The following is a 19,576-nucleotide window of genomic DNA, read 5'->3' as shown; positions in this document are numbered from 1 at the left end:
CTCCTAATTTTTCCATATTATATATTTAATTTGCAACCTTAACAATTGTAAATCTTAAGACTTTATCAGCTTTTTTATAACCTTTTTGAAACACTTCCACAATGGAATTTTTTCCAAAACTCTCATCTTGCACATGCATAACTGCTTGGTGAAAGTTGGGATCAAACTCGCCTGAAGCATCTATTTCTTCAACTCCTAGCTTTTCAAAAGCACCATGGAATTGTCTAACTGTCATATCAACACCTTGTTTTAAATCTTCAACTGAACCTTCAACAGCTACAGCTCTTTCCAAGTTGTCTAACACTCCAAACATCTCTTTTAATACATCTGCACAAGCATCTGTATATATAGCTTCTTTTTCTTTGGCAGTTCTCTTTCTAAAGTTTTCATATTCTGCATTTAATCTAACAAGTCTATCTTTTAAAGCATTCATTTCATTATTTAGTTTGCTGTTTTCATTTTTAACTTTGAATAATTCTTCAGTTAACTTTTCAAATTTATTCTCTTCAGTTTCAACATTGTTTTCTGTTTCCTCTGATTCAGCTTTTACTTTTTCTTTACAATCCTCATCAGAACAGCAATCACAATTATCTACAGTTTCTTCTTTTTCCTCTATTTCTTCTTTTAAATCTTCATTTTTTTTATCATCCATCGCTTTATCTACACCTCATCTCTATTTCTTTTTGAGTTACTATCTATATTTGTTTATTTTTAATAGTTTCATTTAATTCCTTCATAACCTCAGCCATAATAGAGACTACTTTAGAATAATTTATTCTTCTTGGTCCTATAAGTCCGATAGTGCCAAGCGGCATATCATCAATGAAATAAACTGCTGAAATCACACTACAATTTTGAGCTTCGGGGATGTAATTTTCATCTCCTATCTTAATTGATAGCTCTCCTTTGCTTTCTAATAATTGATTTAAATTTTGCTTATCATCAAACAAATTCAAAATTTCCTTTGCTCTTTCTATATCATTGTATTCTGGGTAATTAAAGATATTTGTAGTACCCTCTGTAAAAACTTCTGATACATCATTACTATTTAAAGTATCATATAACACCTTTATTAATGGATTAAAGATTTCTTCATAGCCTTCTAAATCTCCCCTAAGTGAATTTATAACCTGAAGGTTTATTTCATTTATAGTTAAATTTCTAAGCCTTGAATTTAATATCTCATTAATTCTTGTAAATTCAGTGTTGCTTAATATTTTAGCAACTTTTATAATATTGTTTTTTACACCCCTATCTGTAACAATTACTATTAAAACATTCTTTTCATCAATTGGCATAAGCTGCAATGATTTAATATATGCACTTTGTAGAGAAGGTGTCTTTACTACACAGGTTAACTTTGTTAGTTCTGATAATAAAGAGCTAACTTGTTTAACCATCTTATCTACTTCAAGTAATGCCATATCAACTATTTGATTTTTTATAATTAACTGTTCTTCTAGTGATAGCTTTTGATGTTCCATCAGCTTATCTACGTAGAGCCTATAGCCTTTACTTGATGGTATTCTACCAGCAGAGGTATGAGGCTGCTCCAAATATCCCAACTCTTCTAAGTCTGACATTTCATTTCTAATTGTTGCTGAACTTATTCCAAGATCATATTTTTTAGCGATAGTTCTAGACCCTACTGGCTCTCCAGTAGTTATATAGTCATTAATAATTACTTGTAAGATTTTAATTTTTCTCTCGTCTATAACTAACACCGCCTTTCTGTTAGCACTCACTTCTATTGAGTGCTAATGACTATGTTCTAAATATATTATTTCTTAGCCAATTTGTCAATTTGAATAAAACTGTTTTTTGCATTTATTTTTTTAATTTCTATGGTTATTTTAATTTTTTCTGTAACTTTCTTTATTTTTCTTTTAATATCTCATAATTTCAAAATATTTTATTTAAAATTATACTATTATTATTTTATCTATATAAAAAATTATTCTTAACTACACTTTAACAAAAATATTTAGACACTATTTGAACATTCATTGTTAAACATTAGTATTCTTTTATAAATTCATTAATTCATTTTTATACAAAACAAATTAATTATTAAGCTGTCACTCCTTCTAATGTCACATTTTTAAAATCAATATTTCTCAAAACTTTATTACTATTCAATAAGTGTATAAATAGCTGTTTTATTGCAACACAAAACTGAGTTTCCTTGTTCTTAATATCCCAAACATATAAGTTGAGATAATAATTTACATATTTTGTGGCAACCCCCATGAACTTAGCAGTATATATATTAAAATTCAAACCATTTCTTCTCGCTATTTTATTATCTAACCACTCTCCTGTTTTTGTTTTATGCTTTGTAGATTTATTTAATTCTATCTTAAGCTTACTTTGTTTTGCAAAACTCACATATGCAAAGTTTCTTGCAGTACATAATATTGATTTTGGCTTTACTAACGGGGATAAGATTTTTTTTGCATCTGTACAACTTATATCACTAGTATCTATTCCCCTTATAAATATATTTTCCGAATCATCTATACAACTCATTACTCTTATTCTTTCATTTTCTGGCGTTTCAAATACTGAATACATTAATCTACCCTTTTTCTTTTCTAATGGAACTTTCTTATTACCTTTTAGGTTTTTTCTCATTATAACGTCATCAATTTGAACATGATGATAAAGCTCTTTGGCCATCACTTTATTCTCTATAGCACTAAGTATCTTATGTCGCCACGCAAAAGCTGTTTTAACATTTATTTTTAATTCTTCTGATATTGCTCTTAATGTCATACCTTTAGCCATACAGCCTATATATTCTATCCACATATTTACGTTTTTTTTACTATAACTTAATGGGAATGTTGTAATTTCAGAAAATGTTTTATTGCAAGCTTTGCACAAATATCTTCTATGCTTATTTTCACCAGATTTCATACTCCCATACTTTATAGTATTCTTGCTACCACAGTGTGGGCAACTTGTTATTTCTTTGCTATATTTAAAAAAGTCACTATAGTAACTTATACAATCATTCATATAGTTTTCACTAGCTTCACAGTTATATTGGTTAGTTGAAAATAAGTCTAGGTCTAATTTATTAATCCACACAAGAATCACTCCATTCAGAAAATATGTTCTATTATGATTATTAACTGCGCAAATTAATTATATTCACTCATTTGGAACTTTTTATAAAGGTGATATTATATGTATCAATTTAAATCTGTATAGAACTATTCCATAATAATGTTGGTGGACAAGTTGCAAAAATTCGACACTTTTTTCACCAACATTTAAGTGGAATAGTTCTACATACGTTCTGAATACATATATAACATGTATTCTCTTATATATAAAAAACACTTGTGAATAGTGCAATCCACTACTCACAAGTTAAAATAAAATCACTCATTACATAATTTGAAAATTCTATACCTTTGGGCGTTAATGCTAAAGTATTATCTTTTCGAATCAATAATCCTTCATTTATGTGCTTATTAATAACATCCAAATATACATCATCAATCTTTACTTTGAACTTATCAAAAAATTTTTCTTCATTTATACCTTCTATCATCCTAAGTCCCATAAATATAAACTCTTCCATAGTATCTTCTAATGAATTTTCAACTTTCTCTTCCAATGCTTCAACATTTCTCTCTATTGATTCAATATACTCTTCAATAATTTCTTTGTTCTTATACCTTATTCCATCAATATAGCCAGCTGCTGATGAACCACAACCTAAATATTCTTCCAACCTCCAATAAACAATGTTGTGTCTGCATTGTTTACCTTCCTTAGCAAAATTAGATATCTCATATTGATTATAATTTTTAAACTTCAAAAATTCTATAGTCTTTGAGTACATTAATCTTTCCTCATCTTCAGACGGAAGATTAAGTTTATCCTCATTATATAATTTACAAAAAGGTGTGCCTTCTTCAATAATTAAGCTATAGGCAGATATATGTTCTGGATTCAATTCTGTAACCTTGTTCAAAGTTTCTTCCCAATCTTGCACACTTTGATCTGGCAAAGCAAACATTAAATCAACATTTATATTCTTAAACCCAACTTTTCTAGCAAGTAAAAAATTTTCTTCAAATTCCTTAAAATTATGAATACGTCCAATTGTTTTTAATAAAGTATTTTGTGTTGCCTGAAGTCCAATACTAAGTCTATTTACACCTGCGGTTTTCATAAGCAGTAATTTTTCCTCACTCAAAGTTCCTGGATTGCATTCTACAGTAAACTCTAAATCTTCGGCAAAAGCTAATTTATTGATTGAAGCAAATAGGTTGTTCAATTCTTGTATAGACAAATAGGTGGGAGTTCCCCCACCTATAAAAATAGTCTTTATTTTATATTTACTTGCCTTAAGTTCAATTTCTTTACATAAGGCATCTACATATCTTTGCTTTAAATTATCTTTACCGGAGAATGAAGGAAAGTCACAATACATACACTTATTTTTACAAAAAGGTATATGAATATATAATGAAATTTCTTTCATTTTATCACTCCATTTTCTTATTAATCTACTTTTAAAATACTCATAAAAGCTTCCTGTGGCACCTCTACAGAACCAACCTGTCTCATTCTCTTCTTTCCTTCTTTTTGTTTTTCTAAAAGCTTCTTCTTTCTAGAAATATCTCCACCATAACATTTTGCAAGAACATCTTTTCTCATAGCTTTTACAGTCTCTCTTGCTATTATCTTGCTTCCAATGGTTGCTTGGATTGGAACCTCAAACATTTGTCTAGGGATTATTTCTTTCAATCTTTCACAAATTCCTCTTCCCCTATCATAAGCTCGTTCTCTAGGTACTATCATAGACAACGCATCAACTACATCTCCATTTAAAAGAATATCAAGCTTAATTAAGTCAGACTTTTCATATCCAATCAATTCATAATCTAAGGATGCATAACCCTTAGTTCTAGATTTTAAGGTATCAAAGAAATCATAGACTATTTCATTTAAAGGAATGTGATAGTGAATCACTACTCTTGTTTCCTCAATGTAATCCATATTAATGAACTTACCTCTTCTATCTTGGCAAAGTTCCATTATAGATCCTACATAGTCAGTAGGTGATATAATAGACGCCTTAACCAATGGTTCCTCCATAAAATCTATTTCAGTTGCAGGTGGTAAGTTTGTTGGATTTGTAAGTTCCATTAACGTTCCATCTGTCTTTGTAACCTTATAAATAACTGATGGAGCTGTAGTTATAATATCTAGATTAAATTCTCTTTCAATTCTTTCTTGAATGATTTCCATATGCAATAAACCTAGGAAACCACATCTAAATCCAAATCCTAAGGCTACTGAAGTTTCAGGTTCAAAATTTAAAGCTGCATCATTAATTTGAAGCTTTTCTAAAGCATCTTTTAATTCACCATATTTTGCGCCATCTACAGGATATATACCTGAATAAACCATAGGTATAGCTGGCTTATATCCTGCTAAAGCCTTTTCTGTAGGTCTATCAGCATAAGTTATAGTATCTCCAACTCTGGCATCTCTAACATTCTTTATTGAAGCTGTAATGTATCCAACGTCTCCAGCACTTAATTCAGGCACTGGTAATACATTAGGTGTAAATACTCCTACTTCAACAACCTCATAAATCTTATTAGTCGCCATAAGCTTTATTTTAGTCCCTGGTTTTACTCTTCCATCTATAACTCTAACGTGATTTACAACACCTTTATAGCTGTCATAATATGAATCAAAAATAAGAGCCTTCAATGGAGCTTCTGCATCTCCTGTTGGACAAGGTACCTTTTCAACTACTGCCTCTAAAACATCCTCAATATTAAGTCCTGTTTTTGCTGATATTAATGGTGCATCTGAAGCTTCAATACCTATAACATCTTCTATTTCTGTTTTAATTTCATCAGGTCTAGCACTCGGAAGATCTATTTTGTTTATAACCGGTACTATCTCTAAATCATTATCTAAAGCAAGATAACAATTTGCAAGTGTTTGTGCTTGTATTCCTTGAGTTGCATCTACGACTAACACTGCGCCCTCACATGCTGCAAGACTTCTTGATACCTCATATGTAAAGTCTACATGTCCAGGAGTATCTATTAAATTCAATATATACTCTTGACCATCCTCTCTTTTATATATAAGTCTTGCTGCTTGGGATTTTATTGTTATCCCTCTTTCTTTCTCAAGTTCCATGTTATCTAGAACTTGTGCTTCCATTTCTCTTGCTGTTAATGTTCCTGTTTTCTCTAATAATCTATCTGCTAAAGTTGACTTACCATGATCAATATGAGCTACTATAGAGAAGTTTCTTATATACTTTTGTCTATCTTCTGTCATATCATAACTCTAAACTAAAACTCTATGTTTAGCTTAGAACTCACCCCCATTTTTAAATCTCGTAAAATTATATCATAACTTGCTGGAGAATTGTCAATATGATAAATTTCATCTTAGTCCAAGTTTTGCTTTTATATCTCTTAAGTCTATTTTATAAAGTTTATTATCTAAATCTATATAATACACATCATCTTTATTATACAATTTTATTTGACTTTTATCACTATAAAGTTTTGATACACCTTTTCCAAGTTCAGAACTCAATAAAGATTTATCAACAGATCCGTTTAAACTTTCTAAAGAAGCAGTATTATCGTTTAATACCAAGTTAACCTTTACCAAAGCTCCGAATACTACAAATAAAATAATAAATATACTAAAAATAAACAGTTTCCTTTTCAAAAAAGAACACCCCCTAGAATCTATATCTATAAGGATGTTCATTTACACTAACTTTTATTCACTATTTTCCACCATTTATTACTTCTGCTAATAATCTTGCAATATATTTTGCTGAAGTATTAGCCTCTTGTGGAGAATTCACTTGGGATCCAACTTCAATTAAAATAGAATTTTTACTCAAATTTTGATTAAAAGCATTATTCTTTCCATTCCTATATCCATCTACGCCTCTACAGAATCCTGGGAATAGCTTCATTGATAAATCATTTAATTTATTCATTAAATTCTGATTATCTTTTGCATGTGGATTATTATTAGCAGTAACAAACATTATCTTAGCCATTTTTTCATTATTCAACGTAGTAGTTATTGTATTTTTATCATCTATAGAATCCCTATGAAGATCAATTATTATTTTAAAGTCTCCATATTTCTTAAGATAATTTTTAACTCTATCAGCAGATCTTTCATAACTTTCATCATAAGATGTAGTTATTGATTTGTCATTTATAGCTGATATTCCATACTTCTTTAATTCATCCACTAATGTATCTCCAACACCAACTACACTTATTCCAAAATTCGTGCTGTCATTACATCCATAAGCCTCCATAGTATGACTATGATAAATCAAAACTTCTGGGTTTCCTTCATTTAAATTTTTTACTAACTTTGGATTAAATGCTTTAGATGCAGTGCTATCTTGAACCTCTTGGGTCACTTCTGGATTTACTTTTGTAATACTACTATCATTTAATGTAAAAGAGTTAATGCGAGAATGTCCCTCTTCACTTTCTTCTTTACTAGTATCCTGATTTATTACTTGATTAAAAACTGGTACCTCACACTTAATAATACTGACTGGGTTAAATAATCTATCTTTAAAGAAAGTTACGATACTATTTTCATAATTTGAATCTTGACTATACTCCTCTCTGCTCATATAAGGAATCGTATATTTAATTATATTTTTGCAAACGTTCGTATCAAATGAGCTGCCCAAATTTACAATAGTATTTAACTTAAAAATCGCAATCAATGAAATAGTTATAGGCAGCGTATATACTAAAATTATTTTTAAATTACCTGAAAGTTTATTTTTTATATTTATTTTCAGCATTATATCCCTCCTCATTTTTAATTATATGAGGAGGAAATTCCTAATATGCTAATTCATAAATTTGTTAATATCCTCCATATCCAAATTAGGCTGTAGAGCTTTGTTTATTCCCATTGATATTATTTTAGCAGTAGAATCTATAACTACATCTACTTCTTTAGGCGTAACAATTAAATCCCCTACATGTGGATTTAACACCGATTTTATTAGTGCTGCCTTTTCATTCTTATCAATATCCTTAAGCATATTATAAAATGGTCCTTCTTTGGTAGCCTGAGATATTAATTCATCAATTATTAAATCTATAGAATCATTTACTATAGTAGCTGCATCAACTACTGTTGGCACTCCAATAGCAATAACAGGTACACCTAAACTTTCTCTATTTATTGCCATTCTATGATTGCCAACTCCTGCTCCTGGTGATATTCCTGTATTCCCAACTTGAATTGTTCTATTTATTCTCTCAAGCCTTCTAGAAGCCAACGCATCTATACATATTACTAAAGAAGGCTTTATTCTATCTACAACTGCCTTAATTATCTCCACAGTTTCTATACCAGTTATCCCTAAAACTCCTGGTGCTAAAGCACATACTGGTCTAACTGAATCATCAATTGCATCCGGCATAACCTGTTTCAAATGCCTTGTTATCATTATTTCTTCAGCTACCTTTGGCCCCAATGCATCTGGAGTTACATTCCAATTTCCAAGTCCAACTACCAAAGCTGTCTTATCCTCTTTAACTTCAATTAGATTATCCAAATAATCTGCTAAAACCTGTGATACATCATTCATAATTTCACCATCATAATGAGTGTAATCTGGTATATCTATAGTTATATATTTTCCTACAGGTTTTCCTATTTTCTCAGCTCCTTGTTCTGAAATAACCTCAACTGTGGTTATATTTATATCGTCCTTTTTTTCTTCTTTAAATATTACTCCATCCGCTTCCTTTCTATGTATACTTTTATATATTTCCCTTGCTTCTACTGCTAAATCCGTTCTAACATCTATCATATTCCATCACCTCTTACTATAAAATTCTCTTTTTCTAGTATTTCCTCAAAGGAGAATTTTATTTATTTTTCATAAAAGCCTTGAATAGAGGTTATATAAATGCTATAATAACCCTTGTTGAATATGAACTCGGACGCAGATTTCCCCAAAAACTGCTGAGAACCCTAAAATAACGAAGGGGGTGAAATACCAATGGCAAACATAAAATCAGCTCAAAAGAGAATTAAAGTTACAGCAAATAAGACTTTAAGAAATAAGATGATAAAATCAGCTCTTAAGACAGAAATAAAGAACTTTGAAGCATCTGTTGCTGGTGGCAACAAGGAAGAAGCTAGTACTCTTTTCACAAAGACTGCTAAGACTTTAGACATGGCTGCTACTAAAGGTGTTGTACACAAGAACATGGCTGCTAGAAAGAAATCTAGATTAGCTACAAAGTTAAATGCTATGGCTTAATTGTTGATAAACCGGTCGTTTGACCGGTTATTTATTTTTGTACAAAAATAAATTAAATCCACAAATATAAAACAATACAATGTTTTATATTTGTGGATTTATTTTTACGCTGAACTTACTCCTATTTTTACATTATTGTTACTTTGATCCTATCTCTACTATTTGATAGCTAAATTTAGAAATAATAATTCCATCTCTGTCTTTTTATCTGCAGTTGAGCTTTTCAATTTTTTTTCAGTTTCAATACAAGACTTCATTCCCTCTTGTAATGATTTATATGAAAATTTTCTACTTTGAGCTATTAACTTTTCAACTACAAATAGAGGTCTCCTTATTTCTCTAGAAATAACTTCCTTAGACTTTCTCTCATCAATGCCAACCTTAATCTTAAATAAAAGATTTAATTGTCCTTCAACTAATGATAATATCTTTGTTATTGACTCTCCTCTAAATAAAAGATCATTCATTAAATCGATGGCCTTTTCAGGTCTTTTCAAGCTTATAAATTCAATTAAATCAAAAACATCTTCATCTTCTTTTTTTGGTAATAACAACTTTATATCGTCAAGAGTTATTTCTTTTTCACCTACATAACAAATGAGTTTTTCTATTTCACTTTGAATTATGTTAAAATTATTTTCTATTGAATCACAAAAATATTTAAGTTCGACCTTTTCAATATTTTTACCCTTTTCATCAAAAATACTTTTAACCTTTCTTAAGAATTTTTCTCCTCTTAATTTATCAGCCTTTACTACCTTACAGTTTTTATCTATTGCTTTTAAATTAGTGCTTTTTTCTGCCCTATCCCTTTTATCTTCAAATAAATAGTACATAATAAGAACACAGTGTTCAGGAATATCCTTTAAATATTTTTGCATTTCCTTAAATAAGGACTTAGAAGCACTATCTGCTTTATCCTTTAGAAAATTAGCTCTATAAATTAATACTACTTTCTTTGCTGCCATAAAAGGCATAGTTTCACACGCATCCATTATTGCTGTAAAATTAGTATTCATACCGTCAATCTTCACCAAATTTAATTCCCTAAAGTTTATATCTAAAACTTGATCTATAATCGAAGTAGTATATTCTTTGATTAACATCTCATCAAGTCCAACAAAAGCATATTTATTTTCAATTTTACCTTGCTTCAATTCAGTATCTAACACTTCTAAATCAATCATCTATTTCTAACCTTTCACTCGCTTTTTACTATTATCTTATCTCCTAAAACTAAGGTTCCACCATTACTTTCTAAATTAATTATATCATAAATCCCCTCATTCTCCACAAAATTATCACTCCAGTTAACTCTAGTATATCTATCACCTTCATCTATATATATCTTATTTAACTTACTATCATACAATAAGCTCCTTTTTCCTAACTTAAGGCCACCATTTCCCTCTAAATATTTTTCTTCATTATACTCCAAATTAATATTATTCTTATAACTATCCTTCTTACAAACTAAGGTCTTACAAAAACCTTGTTCAACTAAAATAAATTTAGTATATCTCTCCTTAAAAAAGACTATTTTAGGCTGAAAACTATAATTAATCACCATAAAGTAAACAAGTAACGGAATAGGAGTATATCCAAACTGTTTATATCCCTTCTTATAAAGAACTATAGCTATTGATAGTGAAAAGTAACAGCACACTATAGCTTTAGTACTTTTCAAGAATGGTAATGCTATAATATTCAGCACATTTATAGCTCCTTGTATCACATACAAATTCAAATGTAACACACCACATATACAACGAAATATTATAGTAATCCTAACAAGTACAATTGAAATATTGCCAAGCACCACTATTATTGTAAAGAACGGTGTCAAAATAAGATTTCCCAAAATAAAATTCAGAGAGAAATTTTTTAAAGCTAGTGATACTATAGGAAAAGATAAAATTTGAGCTGCTAATGTTAAACTCACACTATCTCTTATTAGATTAGGAAGTCTATATAATTTATCATTAATTTTTTTATAGAATAGCAATATACTTAATGTTGAAGAATAACTTAAGATAAACCCTAAATCATAAGCATTGTATGGTTTATATAATATAAGTATTAAAGCTGATAATGCTAAGGCTGATATAGCATCATAATTTTTTCTAATTTTCTTTCCTACTTTAAGAACTAGTATCATTAAAAAGGCTCTAATAACCGCTGGTTGAGCTCCTGTAAAAACTACATATACTAATGCTACAAAAGTTGAAATATAAAATCCAAATATGCTCTCTAATATTACATATATAAGGCTCATATGAAACCCTGAAACGCTTATTATATGTACCACCCCATATTCATTCAAAACGTCCTTTTCAGACTTATCTATACCCTTTGTATTACCAAAAGCAACACTTGAAATTATACCTGCTTCTTTTTCTCCCAACACTTGCTTAAAACTGTTATATACATAATCACTATATCCAGTTATTTTACCTGTAAAAGATTGCTTCATTCCTAATATTGAATTTATTTGAACCGTCCCCACAGTCCCCTTTTCTATATTAGTTTCTTTTTTAAAATTGCCTTTAATAGTATACTCATAGCCTTCATTTAATTTTTCTTTACTACTAACTACTACTCTTCTCCCATTTAGTTCTCCTTGAATTTCATAATTGCTGACTTTAGTTATTTCTATCTTAATAATTGATGATTGATTTCTAAAACCATAATAAAAAGCTGTATTCATAAAAGAAACAAAAAACATAATGATTGCAAGCATTAACATTTCTTTGCCTCTATACAGATAAATCAATAAAAAAAATAGTGCAGCTAACAAAGCTGCACCCAAAGTAGATACGGTATACACTGAAAAAGAATAAATCCCCCAAAAAGCAGCAAGACACAAACTAACTAATGGTCTGTTTAACTTCCGCACAAAACCACCTCTTGTCTCCTACTCTCTCCATTTTTTCAATATATATTCAATACAGAAGAAGAAAATTGCCATTATAACTGTTATTATTGCTTCTGTTCTTCCAATGCTATGATTAAACAAATATATTCCTATAAATCCTACTACAATTAATGCAATAATAGAGTAGTTTATAGATATAAATTTATTTCCAGATATTTTTATCTTATTGTTTATCATTGAAGAAGATAATATTGCAAGTATTATTCCCATTCCAAGTATATAGCCATGATTAATTTCAGGCTTTAAGTCTAAAATCAAAATAACTGATATAACCTGAATTACATACCCTGCGATATAATTATAATAATTGATATTTTCCACTTCATCTTGATTATTAATTAATAAAGATTGAGTGAAAAACGGTAAAATAATAGCATTAAGTACTGCTATTTCCCATCCTGATATAGATTTTAAATAACCTAAATTGTACATTGCTGATATCGTTACTAGTTGTAACACCATAAGAGCCATAATGTATTCAATATACAAGCTTATATTTCTAACAAATATTTTTCCGTAAGCAAAAGCTTTAAAAAATCCAGTTAGATAATCTTTTTCAAAATGCATATCTGAAGCTTTTATCACCATATTAGCACAACTTGGCCCTTTAGCTATAGCTAAATCTGATAAACTTAAAATAGGTAAATCATTAATATTTTCACCTAATGTTGCTACCTTATAACCATCATCTATAAATAGTTTTATTATCCTACTCTTAAGTTCAGTATCAACTCTGCAGAATATCTTTATCTTAGGTATAATTTTCATAAGTTCTTCTGAAGATAAGTTTTTAAGTTCCACTCCTGACATAACACCAAACATATCTCTTACTATTCCCAATCTCTTTCCGATAGTAGTTGCAGTTATTTTATTATCATCTGTAAAAAGTATTGGTGTAATCCCCATATTCTTCATGTCATTTATTCTTTCTTTAACTCCTGCAATCATTTTAGCCTGCATACCTATTATAGAAACAAAAACTAGATTACTTTCAAGATTTTCATCATCTGTAGGTTCATACCCAAAACTTCTATAGGCTATTGCTAAAGTTGTTAATCCATTGTTAGACATCTCAAAATCTGCTGCTTTAATCTTGGTTATATCCTCCTGAGTGATCTCTCTTTCAACTCCATCCTTCATGATATGAGTACATTTTTCTAATATCTCATCAACGGCTCCTCTTAAATTTGCTCTATAATTTCTATTATATCTGTTTAAACTTGTCATGATTCTTCTATCTGAATCAAAAGGAATCTCAAAAATTCTTTTTTGAGTTTTATATAAATCCCCACGATATACTTCAAGGCTATAACATAATTTTAATAATGCAATCTCTTGATTGTCTCCTCTAGCCTCATCTTTTTCAGGATTATAAATAGCATTATTACATAGCACTGCTATTTCCATCATTCTTTGCATAGTTAAATCCGACTTTGTCACTTCAGCTGCTCTATTAATTCTATTATTTACATAAACACTCTTAACTTCTAAGTCATTTTTATATACTCCCCCATCCTTAGGGATAAACACCATATTAATTTGAGTTATCTTTTCCATAGAAGTTAATCTATTTAATTCAATATTACCTTTGTTAAAAAACTTGTTTATATATATTAGTCCAATAACTATATTTAAGAAACATGTTAAAGACAATGCTGCACTTATTAAAAAACTTCCTAATTGTATATCTACAGAATTTTTAGCAAAAAACTGTCCTCCAAACAATCCAAGAACAATCCCAGCTATTATTAAGCTGTATATATTTATTTTTCTATTTATTAATTGTATAAAGCCATTACTTTTATTTTTAGTATTAGACATTAATTTTATAACATTACCAATTTCTGTACTAACTCCTGTTGCTACTACTATACCATATCCGCTGCCACTAACAACGTTTGTCCCTCTAAAAAGCATATTTCTTATTTCTGTGAAAGATGTTACATTCTCTTCTACCCTAGCAGAATACTTTTCCACAATGAACTTTTCTCCAGTAATATTCTTTTCATAGGTTTTAATATTTTCACTTTCCACTATTCTTATATCCGCAGCTACTGTGGAATTTTCTTCAATTCTTACTATGTCTCCTACAACTAATTCTTCTGCTTTTAATACTTTCGTATGTCCATCCCTTATAACTCTAACTGGAATTTCATTTAAATTCCTAAATGATTTATATTGTTTTATTTCTTTTATTTTAGGGTATAGCTTCATTACTAATAAGCCTATATATAAAATAATAACTATAGAGACTTCGATAAACTTTCTATTTACTAATAAAAAAATTATTCCTACTATATAAAATATTACCCAAGGAGTAAAAAGAACTTTAACTATATTTTTAATCTCATCTTCTATATTTATATCAAGTTTGTTGTCACCGTAATTTTGTTTTCTATCCTCTACTTCTGCCTCCTTAATCCCCTTATATATATCACTATCTAGCATCGAAACTACCTTATACCAAGATAAATTGTACCACTTCACTAAATTCACTTCTCCTCATGTATATAAAATCACAACTTACAGTCCAATTAATTATCGAACTGTAACTTGTGAACTTGATAAACAATTGCATAATTATCTATTTTTTGGTCTTAGGATTAAAAATCACTGCCATAATATATCCGAAAAATATTGATGCAGTTATGCCTCCTGCTGCCCCTTTGATACCTCCTGTAAATGCGCCTAGCAACCCTTTTTCTGTAACTTCTTTTTTTACAGCCTTTGCAAGACCATTTCCAAAGCTAGGTAAAGGCACTGTTGCACCTGCTCCACCTATATCCACTAGCTTATCATATATGCCAAAAGCTCCAAGTATAACACCTAAAGTAACAAACATAACTAAAATTCTTGCTGGAGTCAATTTTGTTTTATCCATTAGTATTTGGGCTATTAAGCATATAGTTCCACCTACAATAAAAGCCATTATATATGATTTCATATTTTCTCCTTCTTTCATTACATTATAAATTAAAAAGCTATATAAATTCAATGGAAACTGCATGAGCAATTCCAGGTATTGATTCACCTTGAAGAGAAGAAGTTGGACTCATCAATGCACCTGTGGATAGTAGAAGCATTTTACTTATCTCTCCTTTCATAAGTTTCTTATAATAATATCCACAATTTACTACTGCTGAACAACCGCAGCCACTTCCACCTGACTTAGTTTCCTGCTTCTCATTATCAAAAATTATAGCTCCACAATCTTCATAGACCTTACTGACATCATAACCATATTCCTTCAAAAGATCGGTAGTTATCTTTTTTCCTACAAGTCCAAGGTCTCCTGTACAAATTACATCATAATAATCAGGGGTTCTTCCAGTATCCTCTAAATGCTTATATATAGTATCTACAGCTGCTGGTGCCATAGCTGCTCCCATATTATCTGCACTAGTAATTCCATAATCTTTTACTATACCTGTAGTCACATGAGTAACAGATGGATAATTCCCTTCCTTTCCAAGTAACATAGCACCTGCGCCAGTAACAGTCCATTGAGAAGCTTCTGCTCTTTGTGAACCATACTCTAATGGAAATCTAAACTGCCTCTCTGCTGAGCTAAAATGTGATGAAGTACTTGCAATTATGTAATCTGCATATCCACCATCCATGAGAAGAGAAGCTAAACTTAATGATTCTGCCATTGTTGAGCATGCTCCATAAAGTCCAAAAAAAGGTATCTTAAGATCTCTTGCAGCATAGTTTGAAGATATAATTTGATTTAATAAATCCCCTGCTAAAAGATAATCTATATCTGATTCGGACAAATTGGCTTTTTTAATTGTTTCACTTATAGCTGTATACATAATAGAGCTTTCTGCCTTTTCATAACTATCCTTTCCATTAGTATCATCTTGAAGAATAATATCAAAACTATCCTTCAATGGACCTTGCCCCTCCTTAGGTCCAACTACACTAGTTGTAGCTATAATCTTTGGCGGATGTTCTAACTTTACTGTCTGACTTCCTATTTTTTTAGTACTCATAAAATTTCACCCCTTCTACATGTTCAATATCCAATATATTATTCCAATAATAACGGAACTTCCAATCCCATATACTAATACTGGACCTGCTATATTAAACATTTTTGCTGCCACACCAAATACAAATCCTTCTTTTTTATATTCTATGGCAGGCGAAACTACAGCATTAGCAAAACCTGTAATTGGCACTACAGTACCTGCTCCCGCAAATGAAGCTATTTTATCATAAGCTCCAATTCCTGTGAGAAGTGCCCCCAAAAATACCATTATTATAGGCACAGCATTACTTACATCCTCTTTAGGCAAGCCGTAAGCTGTAAGTAAATTCACTAAAAATTGTCCTACATCGCAGATTAAACCACCTACAATAAATGCACTTATGCAATGTTTAAAAAGGTCCGGTTTAGGTTCTTCTGTTTGTGCAAGCTTATCAAATTTTCTTTTTACTTTGTCTTCTTTAGTAGTCATAAATTGTATCACCATCCTATGTTACATTAGCTAATTTGTACTATATTATTTGTAATTATTAATAAAAATATTACTATTCACATATTTTATAAATTTAAATGCGACTATTAACAATTTATAGTAATTATTTTCACACATAATTAATAAATATAATGTAAGAAGAAATCCTGGAGGCTTATACATGCACAGAGACAGAAGAGATTTAGAAAAAATATTATCGGCTGTTATTAACAAGTTAAATGACAACAAGGAATTTTCATCAAAAGTAATAAATAATTTATTAAATAAAATAGAATTCAAAAAAATTAATTCTATTTTTAATCTCTCAGTAATTGATTGCTTTAATATTTCTACTGAGGAACTTTGTTTAATAACTTTTGAAGTAAGGAAGAGCATCCTTTCTCTATCAGATCTAAATTATAGAGTTGATAAAAAATATCTCTTAGAGTTTGTAAAACAGAGTGAGCTTAATCTCTGGTTTGAAGATAAAGAAATAGCAGCTAGTAAAAAATTGTTCATATCTTATGACTAGGTTTTGTTTTTAGCACTTTTTGGGGGGAACTATGAAAGGATATAATTATGACCAAATGATTTCAAATAAATTAAACTTTTTAGAGGCTGCTAAAAATGATTATTCTGTAGGAACTCTAAAAACTATTCAAACTCTTTTCCATAAAGTAGAGAAATTTGAAGAACTCTTCAACAAGGATTTATGTGATTTTAATATCCTTGAATTGAAAACTTTTCTTGCTAGTTTAAGAAGCAGTAAAACAACAGTCATCTCCAGTAATGTAAGTCGAATTCGTGCTTATACGGATTATGCCAAGAAAAACAATTTAACTAATATTGCTACCCCTGGTGTAGATCTAATAAGCAACAATGACTTTGATGAAATACTATTTCATGCTAAATATGAAGGTAAATTTGTCACATATACTGAATTGTTTAGTATAGTTGATAAACTTAAAAATTATCAAGATAAGGTTATTCTTGTTCTTGCATGGAATGGTATTATGGGAGAAGGATATAAGGACATGCTTTCATTAAAAGCAACTCAGTTCAATTATAAGACTGCTACTATTAAATTAGCTAATCATAACATTAAACTTGATGATAAATCCTGTGATATAATCAACAGAGCAATAAGCGAATGTAAATATTTAACCTACAAAGATGGTAAAGATTTTAAAACTTTAAATGAGGACAGCCCTTATATAATTAAAGGAAGAAAATATGATAATTACACAGGTGAAATAAATCCTCCACTAAAGGAAAATGCAATCAAAAGAAGAATGATGATGTTCAAAAAAATTCTTGGTGTCCAGTATATATCTAACAAATCAATTTGGCTCTCAGGAATAGCTTGGCGTTTGATTGAATTAGAAAGACAAAGCAATAAGGTTTTTACATTAAATAATATCATGGAATATCTGTATATGCATGACTATAGGAGTAATCCATCTGATATTAAAGGCATTATGAAATTATTAAAATTGAAGATTGAACAAGAAAATCAATTATAATTGTTACTCAACACAAGGGCTCTTGATAGGTTTGATTATGCATCTCTATTAAGAGGCCTATTTCTTTTATTTAAAAATAGATTATATAAAATCATTTTAAAACTGAATTGATATACTATTTTACTCCTTATAAATTTACCTAATACTTGCGAAAAATATAAAATAACAAGGCGCAAGACAACTTCCAAATTATAACACATGCATATCTACAATCTATTATCAATTATCTCTATAGAACTATTCCATAATAATGTTGGTGATAATGTTGATGGACAAGCCACAAAAATTCGACATTTTTCTACCAACATTTAAGTGGAATAGTTCTATATGAATCTTTATAAACATACTCGACATACATTCTAATCATATAAAATCTAAGAAACATTGTTCATCAAACTTTAACTTGTAAATAAAATATAAGAGAAACTAGTTACAAAGTACGATTTAAAATTCACTGTAATCATAAGTAAGCAATAACAGATAACTACACGTTCCTTCACTTTAAGGCAAAAAAAATAACTGAAAATCCTGTTTTCAGCTATTAAACTCTCTATATTTATTCTTCTTTACCAATCTGCATACTATCTCTTATTTGACCAAGTACCTTCTTTTCTATTCTTGATACCTGCACTTGACTTATTCCTAATAGCTTTGCAACTTGAATTTGGGTTTTATCCTTGAAATATCTTAACATAATTATTTGCCTTGGAACTGCTTCTAATTTATTTAAAGCTTGCTTCAATGCAATTTTATCAATTAAATCTGAACTTTCATCTGCAACCTGAGTAATTTTATCAATAAGTAATACTGGCGCACCATCATCCTGATGTACCGTATCATATAAATACTGTATACCCATAGAAGATTCCATAGCAAATAAAATATCTTCTTTATTTACCCCAGAATATTGTGCTAATTCTTCCACAGTAGGTTCTCTATTTAAACTTTTTGCTAATTCCTCTTTTGAGAAATGAAGCTGTTTTGCAAGACTCTTTGTGTTTCGGCTAACTTTTATTATTCCGTCATCCCTTAAAAAACGTTTTATCTCACCCATAATCATTGGAACAGCATAAGTTGAAAACTTTACATTAAAGTCTGCATTAAAATTTTGAATAGCTTTAATTAAACCAATAGATCCAATTTGATAGAGGTCCTCATATTCGTATCCTCTATTTATAAACTTCTTGCTTATTGATGACACCAGCGGTAAATTCAATTCAATAAGTTGATCCATTGCCTGCTTATCACCGGATTTAGCCAATTCTAGCAATCTACCATTATCTTCATAGCTTAACCCCTCTTTTTTTAAATTATCTATACCCATATT

General features: G+C 29.7%; 18 protein-coding genes. 3 read left to right on the top strand and 15 right to left on the bottom strand.

Features of this window, described 5'->3' with window-relative positions; translation table 11 throughout:
* Window positions 1-25 precede the first annotated feature (25 nt).
* The 8 genes from grpE to gpr all read right to left on the bottom strand — a co-directional run bounded on the left by grpE (window position 26) and on the right by gpr (window position 8,872).
* On the bottom strand, window positions 26-652 hold the full coding sequence (gene grpE / locus OCU47_RS04305; protein ID WP_261827361.1) for a nucleotide exchange factor GrpE: 627 nt from the start codon (window positions 650-652) through the stop codon (window positions 26-28).
* Window positions 653-695: 43 nt separating this feature from the next.
* On the bottom strand, window positions 696-1,745 hold the full coding sequence (gene hrcA / locus OCU47_RS04300; protein WP_376778024.1) for a heat-inducible transcriptional repressor HrcA: 1,050 nt from the start codon (window positions 1,743-1,745) through the stop codon (window positions 696-698).
* Between the two features lie 325 nt (window positions 1,746-2,070).
* Entirely contained in the window at window positions 2,071-3,093 is a 1,023-nt protein-coding gene (locus tag OCU47_RS04295; protein ID WP_261827360.1) for an IS1595 family transposase, read from the bottom strand.
* 274 nt (window positions 3,094-3,367) lie between these two features.
* On the bottom strand, window positions 3,368-4,501 hold the full coding sequence (hemW, locus tag OCU47_RS04290; RefSeq protein WP_261827359.1) for a radical SAM family heme chaperone HemW: 1,134 nt from the start codon (window positions 4,499-4,501) through the stop codon (window positions 3,368-3,370).
* 20 nt (window positions 4,502-4,521) lie between these two features.
* Complete coding sequence (gene lepA, locus OCU47_RS04285; RefSeq protein ID WP_261827358.1) at window positions 4,522-6,327, bottom strand: translation elongation factor 4; 1,806 nt, start codon at window positions 6,325-6,327, stop codon at window positions 4,522-4,524.
* Window positions 6,328-6,435: 108 nt separating this feature from the next.
* Entirely contained in the window at window positions 6,436-6,729 is a 294-nt protein-coding gene (locus OCU47_RS04280) for a hypothetical protein (protein WP_261827357.1), read from the bottom strand.
* Between the two features lie 61 nt (window positions 6,730-6,790).
* Window positions 6,791-7,849: a stage II sporulation protein P gene (locus tag OCU47_RS04275; RefSeq protein WP_261827356.1), complete on the bottom strand. Its 1,059-nt coding sequence runs from the start codon at window positions 7,847-7,849 to the stop codon at window positions 6,791-6,793.
* Window positions 7,850-7,897: 48 nt separating this feature from the next.
* A complete protein-coding gene (gene gpr / locus OCU47_RS04270; RefSeq protein ID WP_261827355.1) occupies window positions 7,898-8,872 on the bottom strand; it encodes a GPR endopeptidase in 975 nt (324 codons plus the stop codon).
* A gap of 192 nt (window positions 8,873-9,064) precedes the next feature.
* Between gpr and rpsT the strand changes: the two genes are divergently transcribed.
* Entirely contained in the window at window positions 9,065-9,328 is a 264-nt protein-coding gene (gene rpsT / locus OCU47_RS04265) for a 30S ribosomal protein S20 (RefSeq protein WP_261827354.1), read from the top strand.
* Window positions 9,329-9,486: 158 nt separating this feature from the next.
* Here the strand turns inward: rpsT and holA are convergent, their stop codons facing one another.
* The 6 genes from holA to spoVAC all read right to left on the bottom strand — a co-directional run bounded on the left by holA (window position 9,487) and on the right by spoVAC (window position 16,726).
* Window positions 9,487-10,515 carry a DNA polymerase III subunit delta gene (gene holA, locus OCU47_RS04260; protein ID WP_261827353.1) on the bottom strand — a complete coding sequence of 343 codons (1,029 nt, stop codon included), beginning with the start codon at window positions 10,513-10,515 and terminating at the stop codon, window positions 9,487-9,489.
* A gap of 14 nt (window positions 10,516-10,529) precedes the next feature.
* On the bottom strand, window positions 10,530-12,224 hold the full coding sequence (locus OCU47_RS04255) for a ComEC/Rec2 family competence protein (RefSeq protein WP_261827352.1): 1,695 nt from the start codon (window positions 12,222-12,224) through the stop codon (window positions 10,530-10,532).
* Window positions 12,225-12,242: 18 nt separating this feature from the next.
* Entirely contained in the window at window positions 12,243-14,750 is a 2,508-nt protein-coding gene (locus OCU47_RS04250; RefSeq protein ID WP_261827351.1) for a P-type ATPase actuator domain-containing protein, read from the bottom strand.
* A gap of 97 nt (window positions 14,751-14,847) precedes the next feature.
* Complete coding sequence (gene spoVAE, locus OCU47_RS04245) at window positions 14,848-15,207, bottom strand: stage V sporulation protein AE (RefSeq protein ID WP_261827350.1); 360 nt, start codon at window positions 15,205-15,207, stop codon at window positions 14,848-14,850.
* 37 nt (window positions 15,208-15,244) lie between these two features.
* The gene (spoVAD, locus tag OCU47_RS04240) at window positions 15,245-16,258 is read right to left on the bottom strand and encodes a stage V sporulation protein AD (RefSeq protein WP_261827349.1); all 1,014 of its coding nucleotides are present in this window, start codon (window positions 16,256-16,258) and stop codon (window positions 15,245-15,247) included.
* Between the two features lie 15 nt (window positions 16,259-16,273).
* Window positions 16,274-16,726: a stage V sporulation protein AC gene (gene spoVAC / locus OCU47_RS04235; RefSeq protein WP_261827348.1), complete on the bottom strand. Its 453-nt coding sequence runs from the start codon at window positions 16,724-16,726 to the stop codon at window positions 16,274-16,276.
* Between the two features lie 181 nt (window positions 16,727-16,907).
* Here spoVAC and OCU47_RS04230 point away from each other — a divergent pair, with 181 nt between their 5' ends.
* Window positions 16,908-17,258 carry a hypothetical protein gene (locus OCU47_RS04230; protein WP_261827347.1) on the top strand — a complete coding sequence of 117 codons (351 nt, stop codon included), beginning with the start codon at window positions 16,908-16,910 and terminating at the stop codon, window positions 17,256-17,258.
* 31 nt (window positions 17,259-17,289) lie between these two features.
* The gene (locus OCU47_RS04225) at window positions 17,290-18,249 is read left to right on the top strand and encodes a phage lytic cycle repressor MrpR family protein (RefSeq protein WP_261827346.1); all 960 of its coding nucleotides are present in this window, start codon (window positions 17,290-17,292) and stop codon (window positions 18,247-18,249) included.
* A 556-nt stretch (window positions 18,250-18,805) separates the two neighbouring features.
* Here the strand turns inward: OCU47_RS04225 and sigF are convergent.
* Window positions 18,806-19,573 (bottom strand): RNA polymerase sporulation sigma factor SigF, encoded by a 768-nt coding sequence (sigF, locus tag OCU47_RS04220; RefSeq protein WP_261827345.1) that lies wholly within the window; start codon window positions 19,571-19,573, stop codon window positions 18,806-18,808.
* Between the last annotated feature and the right edge of the window lie 3 nt (window positions 19,574-19,576).

Source organism: Clostridium sp. TW13, assembly GCF_024345225.1.
GTDB classification, from domain to species: domain Bacteria; phylum Bacillota; class Clostridia; order Clostridiales; family Clostridiaceae; genus Inconstantimicrobium; species Inconstantimicrobium mannanitabidum.
The sequence above is the reverse complement of the archived record's forward strand: the minus strand, read 5'-3'. Positions and strand labels throughout refer to the sequence as shown.